Origin of the sequence: Streptomyces sp. NPDC049585 (genome assembly GCF_040675615.1) — a bacterium.
GTDB lineage: Bacteria > Actinomycetota > Actinomycetes > Streptomycetales > Streptomycetaceae > Streptomyces > Streptomyces luteosporeus.
On the sequence record NZ_JBFAPE010000012.1, the window covers coordinates 23,429 to 39,324 of the forward strand.

A 15,896-nucleotide genomic window follows, 5' to 3' on the forward strand; every position below is an offset into this window, starting at 1 on the left:
CGGTCCGCCGGTACGGAGGTACGGTCCCCCCTTCGGTGCTTCGGTGGTCCACCCCCCTCGACGGCGGGGAAGCACACCGAATCCCCTTGCCTGACCTGCACTTTCGCTCCCGGGACGACCGCAGGCCAACCCCTGCGGCAGGGTGGGGTCCGTACCACGGCGGCGTACCCGTGGTACGGCACCGAAGAAAGAACGGGGGTGTCCGCCGGTTACCCCTGCGGACACCCCATGGAAAGGTTGAGAGCGGTACTTGATGCCGCGTATAGCAGCCGCGTTCAGCCCACCCGGCCCAATTGCGATCCGGAATACCTGGCGATCATCTCGGTCCGCCCCCGGACACCGAGTTTTCGATAGGAATTCGTGAGGTGTTTCTCGACTGCACGGGCGCTCACGCCCAGTTCACGGGCGATGGACTGGTTGGTCAGCCCCCGCCCGGCGAGGTCGGCAACCCGGCGCTCGGCCGGGGTGAGCACCGAGGCGGGGGCCGGGCCGCCCGCCGTGTCGAGTTCCTCGTGCCCGCTGCGTCTGGCCAGGCGGGGCACCCCGCACGCCACCGCCAGCTCCCCGGCCTCGTGCAGGGCGGCGTCGGCCTCCGCCCCGCCGCCCAGCGCCCGGCCCAGGGCCTGCAGGCCGCGGGCGAGTTCGAGCTGGTGGGCGGAGGAGCGCAGGACGGCGACGGCCTCGCGCAGCAGTGCCGCGCCCCGGGGGCCCTCGTACAGCCGGCCCTTCAGGCGCAGGGCGCGGCCGAGCACGGCTGGCGCCCCCCAGCGTGCGGCCCGCTCGTGCTCCTCGTCGGCGAGGGCGCGCGCGGCGGGCAGGTCGCCGAGCCGGTGGTGCAGGCTGATGGCCCAGGGACGCCAGGGGAAGAGGGCGGAGTTGTGCCAGCCGGCGGCCGCCAGCTGCCGGCCCGAGGACAGGACGGTCTCCAGGGCCGCGTCCCACGCGCCGCGCGCGGCCTCCGCCGCCGCTTCCAGAAGCTGCAGCATCGACGTGGTGGCCAGGCCGGGGGCGGGTCCCGCGCCCAGGCTCAGGACGCGGGCGCCGAAGTCCGGGTCGCGCACCTCCAGGGCGACGGCGGCGAGCACCACGGCGAAGGAGGCGCCCGCCGGGCCCCGCCGGGCCTGGGCGAGGTCGACCACGCGTTCGGCGTGCTCACGGGCGTGGGTCAGGCGGCCGCGGGCGAGCAGGACCAGGGCCTGTTCCATGTGGTCGACCGCGTCCGCCGGCACGTTCTCGGCGGCGCGTACGCGCTGCCCGGCGGCGAGCCAGGAGACGGCCGGTTCGACCGTGTCGGCGGCGCACAGGGCGAGCACCACCAGCGGCAGCGCGGAGTGCTCGCGCCGGGGTGCGGCCGGTTCCCGCTCCAGGACGTAGCGGCCCAGCCGGGCCACCTCGCCCGCCGGCAGGGCGCCGGCCACGGCGGCGGAGTTGAGCAGGACGGCGGTCAGTTCGCGGCCGGCCGGGGAGTCCGGCAGCAGCGGACCCGGCACCGGAGCGCGCAGCCGTTCGACGGCGGCTGCGAGTGCCGCGGGGTCCTCGCGGCGGGCGTGCCGCAGCCGGGCCTCCAGGCGCAGGGCGGCCTCGCGCGGTACGCCCTTGAGCAGGGCGGCCGGGCCGAGTTCGGCCGCGATGCGCTGCAGCGTCGCGGCCGCGTCCTGCGGCAGGGTGCCCAGGAACGCCGGCGGGATCTGCAGCACGGCCAGGGCCCGGTCGGCGGGGGTGACCGGCAGCAGGGCCGCCTGGGCGGCGTGCCGGGCACCGGCCGGTGCGTCGGTGTCGCGTACGGCGGCGGCGAGTTCGGTCAGCAGGCCGGCGCGCCGCCGCCCCGCCTCGGGGTGGTCCTGCAGGGCGCGGCGCAGGTAGCCGGCGGCCTGCTGCGGTGCGCCGGCGGTGCGGGCGGCACGGGCGGCGGCGCGCAGCACGGCCGTCGACCAGGGGCGGTGGCCGCCGCCGGCGGCCATGATCTGGTCGGCGACGTGCGTGTCGGGCGCCCCCTGCTCGTACAGCAGGTCCGCCGCGCTCTCGTGCAGTCGGCGGCACGCGTCCGGGGAGGTGCCGGCGGCGGCCGCCTCGCGCACGGCGTCGTGGACGAAGCGCGGCGGCCCGGCGGGGGTCAGCAGGCCGAGCTCGCGCAGGGACCGCAGGGCGCGGGTGCCGGCGTGCTCGTCGAGGTGGGCGAGCCGGGCGGCGAGGGGGAGGCCGGTGTGCTCGCCGAGGACGCACAGGGCCGCGGCCAGGTCGCGTTCGGCGGTGGGCAGGCCGCGCAGGCACGCCCGTACGCGCTCGGTGAGCCGCGGCGGGTGCGGGGCCGCGGGCCCCGCGGGACCGCCCCCCGCCGCATGCTGCAGCAGGCAGGTCAGCACCAGCGGGTTGCCGGCCGACGCGGCGTGGAAGGCGTGGGTGGACTCCTCGGTGCCCGCGGCCCCGAGGTGCTCGCGCACCAGCATGGCGGTGGCCGCCGGGGTCAGGGCGGCGGGGCGCAGGACGCGGCAGGGCGCGGCCGTCAGCTCGCGCAGCGCGGCGCGGCGGGTGCCGGGTTCGCCGGAGCGCACGGTGCCGACGACGACGGCGCGCAGGCGCCCGGGGCGGACGGCCAGGCGGGCGAGCCAGCGCAGCGAGGGGGTGTCGGCCCAGTGGAGGTCGTCCAGGAGCAGCAGCAGGGGCGGTCCGCCGTCGTCGCCGGTGCGGGCCAGGAGCGCGTCGATCTCCTGCAGAACGGCGTGCTCGTCGGGCTCGCCGTGTGCGTCGTGTGCGACGTGCTCGCCGCCGGCGGCGTCGAGCGCGTCCAGCCCGTCCAGCGCGTCGAGCACGGGGTCGGCGCCGGGCAGGCCGTCGAGGAGCTGGCGCACGACCCCGAAGGGGAAGTCCTGCTCCATCGGGGCGGCGGCGGCCCGCAGCACGCGGGTCGCACCGGCCCCGGCCAGCTCGGGCAGCCGGTCGAGCAGGGCGGTTCTGCCGATGCCCAACGGGCCCGTCAGCAGCAGGCACGACCCCGTTCCGCCGGCCGCGGCGCGCAGCGCGGCCTCCACCGCGGCCTGCTCGGCCCCTCGTTCGAGCAGCATGCGTTCCGTCACTCTCCCATCCCTCGGACAAGAGCGCACAGCTCCGTGCGGCCGGTGATGCCGAGTTTTCGGTAGACGCTGCTCAGGCGCAGCTCCACGGTGCGCCGGGAGACCGCGAGCAGTTCGGCGATGTGCCGGTTGCCGTGGCCGCGGCCGGCGAGGGTGGCCGTGTGCAGTTCGGCCTGGGTGAGGGAGGTCCATTCGCGCAGCCGTGCGGTGGCCCGCGGGGCCGGGGTGCGCTGGGCCTCGGTGAGTTCGCGCACGGTGGCGGCCAGCCGGCTGCAGGGGTGGGCGGTGATGAGCGCGGAGAGCTCGCTCGCCCAGGGGGCGGTGGTGTGCCAGTCCTCGCCGGGCCCACGCAGTTCGAGGGCAGCCAGGTCGGCCAGGGCCCAGGCGTGGGCCAGCCCGGCGGGGCTCTCGCGCAGGGCGGCGACGGCCTGCCGCATGCGGGCGGTGCGGTCGGTCTTGGCCAGCCGGCCGGTGTGCAGTTCCGCCCAGGCCACGGCGGTCGGCGCGCCCCACTTCCGGGCCAGCTGCAGCTCCTCGGTGACCAGGGCGCGGGCCCGGGCCGGGTCGCCGAGGGTCTGGTGGGCGCGGGCGGCCAGCGAACGCCAGGGCAGCAGCGCGGGGTTGCCGGCCCGCCGGCGTACGAGGTGCCGGCCGGTCTCCTCGAACAGTTCGGCGGCCTCGGGGATACGGGCGTCGGCGGCCGCCTCCAGGGCCCGGGCGAAGAGCAGGTACGCCCACGGGGTGCCGGTGCGCGGGCCCGGCGGGGCCGGGGCGGCGGCCAGGGCTCGGGCCCGGGAGCGGTGTCCGTTCTCCAGGTCGACGAGGATGCGCAGGGCCATGGGATGGGCGGCCGCGCCGGCGTGCCGGCTGCCGGGCGGCAGGGCGCGTTCGCACTCGGCGATGTCACCCTCGGCGTCGGCCAACCGGCCGCGGCGCAGGTGCAGTTCGGCGCGGGCGGCGAGGACGCGGGCGGTGCCGGCGGGCAGGTGATGGCGCCGGGTGCGGGCGAGCAGCGCGTCCAGCGCGCTCTCGGCCTCGTCGAGTTCGTCGGCCAGGACCAGGGCCCGGCAGGCGGCGAGGCGGGGCAGCAGGAGCGCTCCGGTGTCGTCGGCGGGGGCCGGTCGCGTGCGGGCCAGGCGCAGGGCGGTGGCCCGGTCGGTGCCGTCGGCGGCCAGGTGCCAGGCGCGGACGGCTGCCTGGGCGGCGCCGCGGGGCTGCGGGGGCAGTGGCTCGCCGCCCGCCGCGTCGTCGCCGTCGCCGGCCGCCTCGGCCCACAGCAGGGCGAGCAGGCCGTCGCGGCGGGCGCCGCGGGCGGTGGCCCGGGCGTCGGCCACGGCTTCGCGGACGAGGTCGGTGCCGCCACGGGCGAGGGCGAGGTCGGCGGCACGCAGCGGAAGGGGGGCACCCGTTTCCTCTGCGCTCGTTTCTTCTGTGCCCGTGCCCTGCGTGCCCGCGTCCTGCGTGTCCGCGTCCTGCGTGCCCGTCTCGTGCGTGCCCGTGCCGTGCGTGCCCGCGTCCTGCGTACCCGTGCCCTGGGTGCCCGTGCCGTGCGTGTCCGTGTCGTGCAGGAGGCGGGCCAGGCGGCGGTCGCCGGCGGTGGGGGCGGTGACGGCTTCGACGGCGGCCAGGTGCAGGGTGACTTCGCCGTGCTCGGCGGGCGGCAGGGGCTCGGCCAGCATGCGGGCGAGGAGGGCGGCGGTGCGCGGGTGGTCGCCGGCGCGCCGGGCGGCGGCGAGTCCGCCGCGCAGGGCGGGCAGCACCCAGGGGTGGGCCAGGGGCGGGGTGTCGAGCAGCAGGGCGGCGACGGTCTCGGCGCCCGCGCCGGTGGTGTGGGCGAGTTCGGCGGCGCGGACGTGCAGGGCGGTGCGTTCGGCGGCGGGGGTGCAGGCGAGGACGTGGGTGCGCACGGCGGCGTCGAGGCCGGGCGGTTGCAGGGCGGGTGTGGTCAGACCGGTGCCCTCCAGCACGGCGCGTACGGCCGTCTCGTCGTCGGCCGGCAGGCCGGCGAGCCGGCAGACGGCGGGCAGGCCGAGGGCGCCGGCGGCGGCCAGGGCGCGCAGGGCGGCGGCGTGGCCCGCAGGCAGCCGGTCCAGGACGCGGGCGACGTGGTCGGCCAGGGCGGCCTCGGCGGCGGCGGTGAACTCGGGCAGGGCGGTGGCGTGCGGGGCCCGGCCCCCTTGGACGAGGCGGCGCAGGGCCTCCTCCAGGACGGCTGGGTTGCCGCGGGTGAGGCGGGTGGCGGCGGTGACGAACGGCTCGTCGCCGGGCGTGCCGCAGACCTGTTCGACGAGGGCGGCGGCCGCGGGTGCGTCCAGCGGGGGCAGGACGACGTCGGTGCGCAGGGGGGCGGCCGGGCCGGCGAGGGCGGTGGCGAGGACCGGTGGCAGGGCCGCCGGGGATCCGTCGAAGCTCATCATCAAGGCGACGGGCAGGGCGTGGACTTCCTCGGCGAGCTCGGCGAGCCGCCGGGCCGTGTCCTGGTCGGTGGCCCGGACGTTCTCGGCGACGTACAGCACCGGGCCGTCCTGGGTGGCCGTCGGCATGCGTCCGGGCTCGGCGGTGTCGTCCGGCGGCATCGTTGTCGACGCCGCGCCGGGGCCGAGGGTGCGCACCGGGATGCCGCGGTGCAGGGCGCTCGCGGCCGCCCACCGCAGCAGGGCGTGCTGTCCGGATCCGGGCGGTCCGCCGACGGTGACGACGGCCGGGCGGCCGCTCGCGAGGCAGGTCAGGATGGCCGAGAGCCGGGCGCGGGCCCGGGCCGGCCGGGGCGGCAGCGGGTCAGCGAGCCGCACGGAGCGCGTCTCTCGCCGGGGACGGGGTGGCTCCGCCCGGGAGGGCGGGCCACAGGACGGCGGCGAGCCCGGCCCGGTCGCCGACGGCCAGCTTGCGGTAGGCGCTGGTCAGGTGCATCTCCACGGTGCGGACGGTCACGAAGAGGGCCTCGGCTATCTCCCGGTTGCTCGCGCCCAGTCCGGCAAGGCCTGCGACCTTGCGCTCGGTGCGGGTGAGCATGTCGGTGCGGGATCCGGTGATCTTGCCCATGCGACCGCCGGCGGCAAGCAGCCGGCTGCGGGCGGCCCGGGCCAGGGCGAGGGCCCCGCACTGCCGGGCGAGGGCGACGGCGGTGCGCAGGTGTTCGCGGGCGCCGCGCTGGTCGCCGGCGGCCAGCAGGGCCTTGCCGAGCAGATGGGTGGCCCGGGCGTGGTCGGCGCGGGCGGGTGAGCCGGCGAGCGTGGTGACCGCCTCGGTGAGCAGGGCCAGGCCCTCCTCGCCGGGGGTGGTGGCGCCGCGGGCGAGGCCGGCCAGGCCGAGGGCGCGGGCGGTGCCCCAGGCCCGGGCGGGTTCCTGGGCGGCCTCGGCGATGCGGCGGGCCTCGTCGGTGCGGTCCATGCCGGACAGCAGGCAGACGGCGTGCAGCCACCAGGGGTGGAGCACGGGGTTGCCGACGCCGCTGCCGGCCAGGAAGTCGCCGCAGGCCAGCAGCAGGTCCAGGGCGCCTTCGTGGTCGCCGAGGCCGCGCCGGGCCTGGGCGCGGGCCATGAGGTGCAGGGGGTGTTCCATGACCGAGCGCTTCAGGCTCCGTGCGTCGAGGCCGGCGAGCAGCTGCTCGGCCCGGTCGGCCTCGCCGCGGTCGGCGAGCACGGTGGCGAGCGCGATCACCGGTTCGCTCATGCGGGCGCAGCGCGGTTCCTCGGCCACGAGGCCGGTCGCGGTGCGGGCGTCGGTCATGGCGTCGGGCAGGGCGCCGGTGCGGTGCAGGATCAGCGCGCGGGCGGTCAGCACCTGGGCGTACACGCGGGGTTCGCCGCATTCCTGCGCGTAGGAGAGCACCTTCTCCAGGGCGTCGAGGGCGTCGTCGGTCTCGTCGGCGAGGGCGAGGGGCAGGGCGGCGGCCAGGGGTGCCCAGCCGCCGGGCGCGCCGCCGGGGGTGCGCAGGGCGCGGCGGGCCTGGTCGACGGCGCGGTCGGCGTGCCGGCCGTCGAGGGCGGTCAGGGTGGCGAGCATGGCGAGCTGCTGGCGCTGGGCGGGGGTGTCGCCGTGGGGGGCGGGTGTGGTGGCGGCGTGCCGGCGGGCGGTGGCGAGGGTGGTGCGTTCGGCGGTGGCGGCCAGCAGCAGGACGGATTCGAGGTGTGCGGTCAGTTCGCGGTCGGCGGGGCCGGCCTGGGGGCCGAGGTGCTCGCGCAGCGCGTGGAGGGTGCCGGTGAGCACGGTGGTGGCGGCGGGGCCGCGGCGGACGGCCAGGCAGGTCAGCCCGTACTGGGCGGCGATGACCGCGCGGGTGCGCACGCAGGTGGCCTGAGTGAGGGCCTCCTCGAGGAGGGGGAGGGCCTCGGTGGGGCTGAAGCCGGCGCGGAGGCGGGCGAGTTCGGCGCGGACGGACACGTCGTCGGGCTCGGCGTCCAGCAGGCGGTGCAGGTAGCCGGCGGCGGCCTTGTGGGCGCCGTCGCCGGCGGCCCGGTCCGCGGCCTCGCGCAGGGTGGCGGCCATCCAGGGGGCGAGCGGGCCGGGCAGGAGCAGCACCTGGTCGGCGACCTCGCGGGCGGGGCGGCCGGCGTCGTCGAGCAGCAGGGCGGCCTTGGTGCGCAGCCGGGTCAGCGCGGGTGGTTCGAGGGTGGCGAGCACGGCGGCGCGGGTGGCCTCGGTGGTGAAGTGCAGGGCGCCGGGGGTCAGCAGGCCGGCGTCGCACAGTTCGGCCAGGGCGGTGGCGGCGAGGGCGGGGGCGACGCCGGCGAGGGCGGCGACGTGGTCGGGGGCGGCGTCGCCGAGGACGGCGGCGGCGGTGGCGACGTCGCGGGTCCAGGCGGGGCGGCCGGCGAGCACGCGGCGTACGTAGGGGGCCGTCAGGGCCGTGCAGATCTCCTCGGCGCGGTGTGCTCCGGCCGCGTCGGGGGCGGTGCCCTCGGCGTGCAGGGTGCGCAGGACGCGGGTGAGGATACGGGGGTTGCCGCCTGCGGCCGCGGCGAGCAGCGGGGCGAAGGAGGGGTCGGCGGGGGCGGTGAAGGCGTGGCGTACGAGGGCGGCGGTGTCGTCGTCGGTGAGCGGACCGAGGCGGACGGTGGCCGCGGCGTGGCGCGTGGTGAGTTCGGTCAGGGCGGTACGGGTGGCGGGCGCGCTGCCGGTGCCGTGGGCGAGGACGACGAGCAGCGGCAGCCGCCGGGCCCGGCGCAGCAGGTACTCCAGCCCTCTCAGGGAGGCCTCGTCGCAGTGGCCGGCGTCGTCCAGGACGAGGGCGAGCGGACGGTCCGTCATCAGGTGTGCGACGAGCCGGTGGAGGGCGTGCAGCACCTGGTGGGCGGGGGCCCCGCTGCCGGGTGCGAGGGCGGCGCGGGCGGGGTGCGCGGCGGGCTGCGGGGGTGCCTCGCCGTCGTGGGCCGGGTCCAGGGTGGCGAGCAGGGTGCGCAGGGCGCCGTAGGGGGTGGTGTCCCGGGTGCAGGTGGCGTGCAGGACGGTGGTGCGGCGGGCGGTCTCCTCGGCGCGGAACTCCTCCAGGAAGCGGGTCTTGCCGCTTCCGGAGGGCCCGGATATCAGCACGGCGGTGCCGCGGCCGGCGCGGGCGGCGGCGGCGTGGGCGCCGAGTGCGGCGCGCTCGCTCCGGCGGCCGGTCAGGGGAAACGTTAATGCCTGGGCGCGAAGGCGGTGCAGCACGCTCACTCTCCTCACGCCCCGTGGGGGACACGGCGCTCAGACGTCACGATCCGCAATGAGTACCGACAAAGCGCCTGTTGGGGTACCTCGTCAGGTGTCCTGTCACTCTAGAGGCTTTTGCGGCTGATGAGGTTCCACTTCCTTGAACTTTATGACATCTGAGCGTGCCCGGAGCGTAACGACCCTCCGTGGCGGGGCGGCCCGGAGGCCGGGTCGGGGGCCGCAGGGGCGGAGTCTAAGGATTTCCCGGCACCGGGCGTGAGATCAAAGTGCGGTGCGGCTCATCGACCCGGCCGTGGCGGGGCCTCGCCGGCACCGCCGGGCCACCGCCGAACCACCAACGAGAGGGAATCCATGGACTCCGCGCGACGGCCGATCCTCTTCGTCAGCCTTCCGGAGAGCGGTCTGCTCAATCCGCTGCTCGTGCTCGCCGGGGAGCTCTCCCGCCAGGGGGTGGAGGACCTCTGGTTCGCCACCGACGAGCCCCGGCGCGAGGACGTGGCGCGCATCGCGGAGCGCTCACCGGTGGAGTTCGCCTCGCTGGGCGAGGTGGCCTCCGAGCTGTCCGCGGTGACCTGGCCCGACGACGTCTACCGCGAGGTGACCCAGAGCTCGCGTTTCAGGGCCCACCGGGCCGTCATCAAGCAGTCCTACAAGCCGGCGGTGCAGGCGGCGAAGTTCCGCCGGCTGAAGGAAGTGGTCGACAAGGTGCAGCCGGCGCTGATGGTCGTCGACTGCATGAGCGGCTTCGCCGTCGACCTGGCCGTCTCCCGGGGCATCCCCTTCGTGCTCAGCGTGCCCTTCCTGCCGAGCAACGTGCTCACCTCGCTCAACCCCTTCGCCAAGGGCTACACCCCGCGCGACTTCCCCGTCCCGCACTCGGGCCTGCCGCGCCGGATGAACCTGGCGCAGCGGGTGTCCAACGAGCTGTTCAAGTTCCGCACGCTGGCGATGTTCTTCCATCCCGAGATGGCCAAGGTGCTCGGCGAGGACGGGAAGATGCGCAAGGAGCTCGAACTGCCGCCGCCGGGGCCGATGACGCGCATCGACAAGGCCGAGATGGTCCTGTGCAACTCGATCGCCGAGCTGGACTACCCCTTCGCGATACCGGAGAAGATGCGCCTGGTCGGCGCGATGATGCCGCCGCTGCCGGAGGCCGATGCGGACAACGACGTCGCCCGCTGGCTGGACGAGCAGTCCTCCGTGGTCTACATGGGGTTCGGCACCATCACCCGGCTGACCCGGCAGGAGGTCGGGGCACTGGTGGAGGTGGCCCGCCGGCTCCAGGGCCGCCACCAGGTGCTGTGGAAGCTGCCGAAGGAGCAGCAGCACCTGCTGCCGGAGGCGGGCGAGCTGCCGGCGAACCTGCGCATCGAGAGCTGGGTGCCCTCGCAGCTGGACGTCCTCGCCCACCCGAGCGTCAAGGTGTTCTTCACCCACGGCGGCGGCAACGGCTTCCACGAGGGCGTGTACTTCGGCAAGCCGCTCGTGGTGCGCCCGCTGTGGGTGGACTGCTACGACCAGGCCGTGCGCGGCCGGGACTTCGGCATCAGCCTGACCCTGGACCAGCCGCAGACCATCGCCGTCGACGACGTCGTCGACAAGCTCACCCGGGTGCTGACCGAGCCGTCGTTCCGCGAGAACGCCGAGCGGCTGGGCGCCCTGCAGCGCGCGGCGGGCGGCCGTGCCGCCGCCGCCGACCTCGTCCTCGGCCTGCCGGCCCTGGCGTGACGAAGGAAGGATCCGCAGTGTCGTTCACCCACCCCGTCTCCCGCCCCTTCCTGACCGGCAAGGAGCAGGAGTACGTCGCCGCCACCCTCGCCGACGGCTGGATCTCCTCGCAGAGCCCGGTCATCGCCCGCTTCGAGCGGGCCTTCGCCGACCACAACGGCATCGCCCACGGCGTGGCCTGTTCGTCGGGCACGGCCGCGCTGACCCTGGCCCTGCGGGCGCTGGGCATCGGCCCGGGGGACGAGGTCATCGTCCCGGAGTTCACCATGGTCGCCTCGGCCTGGGCGGTGACCTACACCGGCGCCACCCCGGTCTTCGTCGACTGCGGCGACGACCTGAACATCGACGTCGCCCGTATCGAGGAGAAGATCACCCCGCGCACGAAGGCCCTGATGCCCGTGCACGTCTACGGGCGGCGCTGCGACATGGACGCGATCATGGACATCGCGTTCCAGTACAACCTGCGCGTGGTGGAGGACTCCGCCGAGGCCCACGGCATCCGGCCCGTCGGCGACATCGCCTGCTTCTCGCTGTTCGCCAACAAGATCATCACGGCGGGCGAGGGCGGCATCTGCCTCACCGACGACCCCCGCCTGGCCGGGCAGCTGGCCCACCTGCGCGGCATGGCCTTCACCCGCGAGCACAGCTTCGTCCACAAGAAGCTCGCCTACAACTTCCGCATGACCGGCATGCAGGCCGCCGTCGCCCTCGCCCAGGTCGAGCGGCTGGACGAGATCCTCGCCACCCGCAAGGAGATCGAGCGCCGCTACGACGAGGGCCTGGCCGGCATCGACGGCATCACCCTGATGCCCGCGCGGGACGTGCTGTGGATGTACGACATCCGCGCCGAGCGGCGCGAGGAGCTGCGGGAGTTCCTGGCCGCGGCCTCCATCGAGACGCGGCTGTTCTTCCAGCCCATGAGCCGCCAGCCCGGTTACTTCGACGCGAACTGGGCCGCCCTGAACGCCGCCCGCTTCGCCGCCGACGGGCTGTACCTGCCCACGCACACCGGGCTGTCCGCGGCCGACCAGGAGTACATCACCGGCAAGGTCCGCGAGTTCTACCGCACGACCGGCCCGGGTCGCCCGGGCGCCGAGAAGGAGTGAGGAATTCGATGCCGGAAACCGAACCTCTGGTCGTGGACTTCCCGCTGCGCAGGCCCGGTGAGGCCTTCCCGCCGCCGCGCTACGCCGACTACCGCTCCCGCGACGGGCTGGTGGTGTCCTACCTGCCCAACGGCAACAAGTGCTGGCTGGTGACGCGGCACGAGGACGTACGGGCCGTGCTGACCGACCCGCGGATCAGCTCCAACCCCCAGCACGCGGGCTTCCCCAACATCTCCGAGACCATGGGCGTGCCCAAGCAGGAGCAGATCCCCGGCTGGTTCGTGGGCCTGGACTCCCCCGAGCACGACCGCTTCCGCAAGGCGCTGATCCCCGAGTTCACCGTCCGGCGGGTACGGGCGATGCGCCCGGCCATCGAGCGCACCGTCGACGGGCTCATCGACGAGCTGCTGGCCGCCGGCAACAGCGCCGACCTCGTCGCCGACTTCGCCCTGCCCGTGCCGTCACTGGTGATCTCCGCCCTGCTGGGCGTGCCCGCCGCCGACCGGGACTTCTTCGAGTCGCGCACCCGCACCCTGGTCGCCATCCGCTCCTCGACCGACCAGCAGCGCGACACCGCGACCAAGGAACTGCTGCGCTACATCAACCGCCTGGTCGACATCAAGTCCAAGTGGCCCGGCGACGACCTCGTCAGCCGGCTGCTGGCCACCGGCTCCATCGCCCCGCACGAGATGTCGGGCGTGCTGCTCCTGCTGCTGATCGCCGGCCACGAGACGACGGCCAACAACATCGCGCTCGGCGTGATGACGCTGCTGCTGAACCCGCAGTGGATCGGCGACGACCGGGTGGTGGAGGAGACCCTGCGCTTCCACTCGGTCGCCGACCTGGTCTCGCTGCGGGTGGCGGTGCAGGACGTGGAGATCGCCGGCCAGCTGATCCGGGCCGGCGAGGGCATCGTGCCCCTGGTCGCCGCCGCCAACCACGACGCGTCGGCCTTCGAGTGCCCGCACCGGTTCGACCCGGCCCGCAGCAGCCGCCACCACGTGGCCTTCGGCTACGGCGTGCACCAGTGCCTCGGGCAGAACCTGGTGCGCGTGGAGATGGAGATCGCCTACCGCAGGCTCTTCGAGCGCATCCCGACGCTCGAACTCGCCGTCCCCACCCAGGAACTGGCGTTCAAGCACGACGTGGTCCTGTTCGGTCTGCACGAGATGCCCGTGCGCTGGTAGGCACCCGTTCCACCCCCAGGTCCACCCCCAGGTCCACCCCCAGGCAAGGAGATGCCGCTCGCATGCGTATCACCGTCGACTCCGACCGCTGCGTGGGCGCGGGCCAGTGCGTGCTGTCCGCCCCCGACGTCTTCGACCAGGACGAGGACGGCCTGGTCACCCTCCTGACCCCCGCCCCCGGAGCGGCCGTGCGCGACGCCGTACGGCTGGCCGGCGGGCTGTGCCCGTCCAGGGCGATCACCCTGGCCGAGGACTGAGCGTCCCCGCTCCCCACCGAGAAAGGACCCACTGCCTTGAACAGCGTGGACAACTCCGCGGCCCTGTGGATCCGGCGCTACCACCCCGCCCCGGACAGCCGGGTCCGCCTGGTGTGCTTCCCCCACGCCGGCGGATCGGCCAGCTTCTTCCACCCCGCCTCGGCCGCCTTCTCCCCCGGCGCCGACGTCATAGCCCTGCAGTACCCGGGCCGGCAGGACCGGCGGCAGGAGCCCTGCATCACCGACATCGCCTCCCTCGCCGACGAGATCACCGCCCGGCTGCTGGAGCTCCAGGAGAAGCCCACCGTCTTCTTCGGCCACAGCATGGGCGCGGTCCTGGCGTTCGAGACGGCCTGGCGCCTGGAGGCCAAGGGTTCGGCCGCGGCGCCGCGCGCCGTCATCGCCTCCGGGCGCCGCGCGCCGTCCACGCACCGCCCCGAGACCGTGCACCAGCGCGACGACGACGGCATCATCGCCGAGCTCAAGCTGCTCAACGGCACGGACGCGGGGGTCCTCGGCGACGAGGAGATCCTGCGCATGGCCCTGCCCGCGCTGCGCGGCGACTACCGGGCCATCGAGACCTACACCTGCGAGGCCTCCCGCCGGGTGCGCTGCCCGCTGACCGTGCTGACCGGCGACGCCGACCCGCGCACCTCCCTGGAGGAGGCCGCCGCCTGGCAGCGGCACACCGAGGGCGACTTCCGGCTGGAGGTCTTCCCCGGCGGCCACTTCTTCCTCACCGGCAACCAGGCGGCCGTCAACGCCGAGATCGCCCGCGAACTCGGGAAGCTGTGATGCGGACGCTGCTGGTCGACAACTACGACTCCTTCACCTACAACCTCTTCCACTACATAGCCGAGGTCAACGGCACCGAGCCGGAGGTCGTCCGCAACGACGACCCCGCCTGGCGGCCGGAAGCACTGGACGCCTTCGACAACGTGGTCCTCTCCCCCGGCCCCGGCACCCCCCACCGGCCGGCCGACTTCGGCTTCTGCACCGACATCGCGCGCCAGGGCGGACTGCCCGTCCTCGGCGTGTGCCTGGGCCACCAGGGCATGGCCCTGGTGCACGGCGCCTCGGTCGGCCGGGCACCCGAGCCCCGCCACGGCCGTATCTCCCCCGTCCGGCACGACGGCACCGGCCTGTTCGCCGGCCTGCCCTCCCCGCTGGACGTCGTGCGCTACCACTCGCTGGCCGTCACCGAGCCGTCCGACGAGCTGGAGGTCACCGCGTGGTCCGCGGACGGCGTCGTGATGGCCCTGCGCCACCGCACGCTGCCACTGTGGGGCGTGCAGTTCCACCCCGAGTCCATCAGCACCCAGGGCGGCCACCGGCTGCTGGCCAACTTCCGCGACCTGACCCGCGCCCACGCCGCCCGTACCGGCCGTCGCACCACGCCCGCGCCCGCTGCCCGTACGCGGCCGGGCGCCCCCGCCCCCGCAACGGCCCCGGTGCGGCAGCTGACCGTACTGGCCGAGGCGCTGCCCACCCGCTGGGACGCGGAAGTCGCCTTCGACCACCTCTTCCGCACCGGCGAGCACCCCTTCTGGCTCGACAGCAGCCGCACCGGCGGGGCCCTGGGCGAGGTGTCCGTCATGGGCGACGCCTCCGGCCCGCTCGCCCGCATCGCCGCCGCCGACGTCCCCGCCGGCACCGTCACCGTCACCTCCGCCGAGGGCACCCGCACCCTCACCACCGGCTTCCTCGACTGGCTCGAGGAGGACCTGCGCACCACCCGCACCCGCACGCCCGACCTGCCCTTCGAATTCGCCCTGGGCTGGGTGGGCTACCTCGGCTACGAGCTCAAGGCCGAGTGCGACGGGGACGCCGCCCACCGCTCGGCCGAACCGGACGCCCAGATGGTCTTCGCCGACCGTGCCCTGGTCCTGGACCACCGCACCGGCACCACCCACCTGCTGGCCCTCGCGGAGGACGGTGCCGAGGAGGCCGCCCGCGCCTGGCTGCGCAGCGCGGCCGAGGAGCTGACGGCCATCGCCGGCCGGGGGCCCGAGCCGCAGGCCGCGCCCGTCGACCCGGACACCACCGGGATAGAGCTGCGGCACGACCGCGACACCTACCTCAAGCTCATCGACGCCTGCCAGGAGGAGATCCGGGCCGGCGAGACGTACGAGGTGTGCCTGACCAACATGATCGAGGCCGAGACCGGCCTCGACCCCTGGCAGGCGTACCGCTTCCTGCGCCGCACCAGCCCCGCCCCCTTCGCCGCCTACCTCGGCTTCGGCGGCCTGTCGGTGCTCAGCACCTCGCCCGAGCGGTTCCTGCGCATCGACCGCGACGGGGTGATGGAGTCCAAGCCCATCAAGGGCACCCGGCCGCGCGGCGCCTCGCCCGAGGAGGACGCCCGCCTGGCCGCGGACCTGGCGGCCTGCGAGAAGGACCGCGCCGAGAACCTGATGATCGTCGACCTCGTCCGGCACGACCTGGGCCGCTGCGCCGAGGTCGGCTCGGTGGTCGCCGACCCCGTCTTCCAGGTGGAGACCTACGCCACCGTGCACCAGCTGGTGAGCACCGTACGCGCGAAGCTGCGCGCGGACGCGAGCCCGGTGGCCGGCGTGCGGGCGGCCTTCCCCGGCGGCTCGATGACCGGCGCCCCCAAGATCCGGACGATGCAGATCGTCGACCGGCTGGAGGACGGCCCGCGCGGCGTGTACTCCGGTGCCATCGGCTACTTCTCGCTCACCGGCGCCGTCGACCTGAGCATCGTCATCCGCACCCTCGTGCTCAACGGCACCAGCCTGCGCTACGGGGTGGGGGGTGCCGTCATCGCCCTGTCCGACGCGGAGGCGGAGTACGAGGAGACGGCCGTGAAGGCGACGCCGCTGCTGAGACTGCTGGGCGCCGCATTCCCCGACCGCCGCCCCGGCGGCGGCGCCTGAG

9 protein-coding genes are annotated in these 15,896 nt (G+C 75.5%); 6 read left to right on the forward strand and 3 right to left on the reverse strand.

All coding sequences use genetic code 11. The features are described 5' to 3' along the window. Nucleotides 1–275: 275 nt before the first annotated feature. The 3 genes from AB0K17_RS15415 to AB0K17_RS15425 are packed head-to-tail and all read right to left on the reverse strand — an operon-like array spanning nt 276 to nt 8,717. On the reverse strand, nt 276–3,074 hold the full coding sequence (locus tag AB0K17_RS15415) for an AAA family ATPase (protein WP_365983204.1): 2,799 nt from the start codon (nt 3,072–3,074) through the stop codon (nt 276–278). After that, nucleotides 3,071–5,863, reverse strand: coding sequence for a LuxR C-terminal-related transcriptional regulator (locus AB0K17_RS15420; protein ID WP_365983205.1), 2,793 nt, complete (start codon nt 5,861–5,863; stop codon nt 3,071–3,073). The genes AB0K17_RS15415 and AB0K17_RS15420 overlap by 4 nt, the downstream gene beginning before the upstream one ends. Continuing rightward, nucleotides 5,850–8,717: an AAA family ATPase gene (locus AB0K17_RS15425; protein ID WP_365983206.1), complete on the reverse strand. Its 2,868-nt coding sequence runs from the start codon at nt 8,715–8,717 to the stop codon at nt 5,850–5,852. Before AB0K17_RS15425 ends, AB0K17_RS15420 begins: the two co-directional genes overlap by 14 nt. 354 nt (nt 8,718–9,071) lie before the next feature. On the opposite strand from AB0K17_RS15425, the gene AB0K17_RS15430 reads away from it, so the two are divergent. The 6 genes from AB0K17_RS15430 to pabB all read left to right on the forward strand — a co-directional run bounded on the left by AB0K17_RS15430 (nt 9,072) and on the right by pabB (nt 15,895). Next, nucleotides 9,072–10,448, forward strand: coding sequence for a glycosyltransferase (locus AB0K17_RS15430; protein ID WP_365969072.1), 1,377 nt, complete (start codon nt 9,072–9,074; stop codon nt 10,446–10,448). 17 nt (nt 10,449–10,465) lie between these two features. Then, complete coding sequence (locus AB0K17_RS15435) at nt 10,466–11,554, forward strand: DegT/DnrJ/EryC1/StrS family aminotransferase (RefSeq protein ID WP_365969071.1); 1,089 nt, start codon at nt 10,466–10,468, stop codon at nt 11,552–11,554. A gap of 8 nt (nt 11,555–11,562) precedes the next feature. Next, on the forward strand, nt 11,563–12,741 hold the full coding sequence (locus AB0K17_RS15440; RefSeq protein ID WP_365983207.1) for a cytochrome P450: 1,179 nt from the start codon (nt 11,563–11,565) through the stop codon (nt 12,739–12,741). Between the two features lie 62 nt (nt 12,742–12,803). Further along, a complete protein-coding gene (locus AB0K17_RS15445; RefSeq protein ID WP_365969069.1) occupies nt 12,804–12,998 on the forward strand; it encodes a ferredoxin in 195 nt (64 codons plus the stop codon). A 36-nt stretch (nt 12,999–13,034) separates the two neighbouring features. Then, complete coding sequence (locus tag AB0K17_RS15450; RefSeq protein WP_365969068.1) at nt 13,035–13,793, forward strand: alpha/beta fold hydrolase; 759 nt, start codon at nt 13,035–13,037, stop codon at nt 13,791–13,793. Then, nucleotides 13,793–15,895, forward strand: coding sequence for an aminodeoxychorismate synthase component I (gene pabB / locus AB0K17_RS15455; RefSeq protein WP_365983208.1), 2,103 nt, complete (start codon nt 13,793–13,795; stop codon nt 15,893–15,895). Before AB0K17_RS15450 ends, pabB begins: the two co-directional genes overlap by 1 nt. Nucleotide 15,896: the final 1 nt, after the last annotated feature.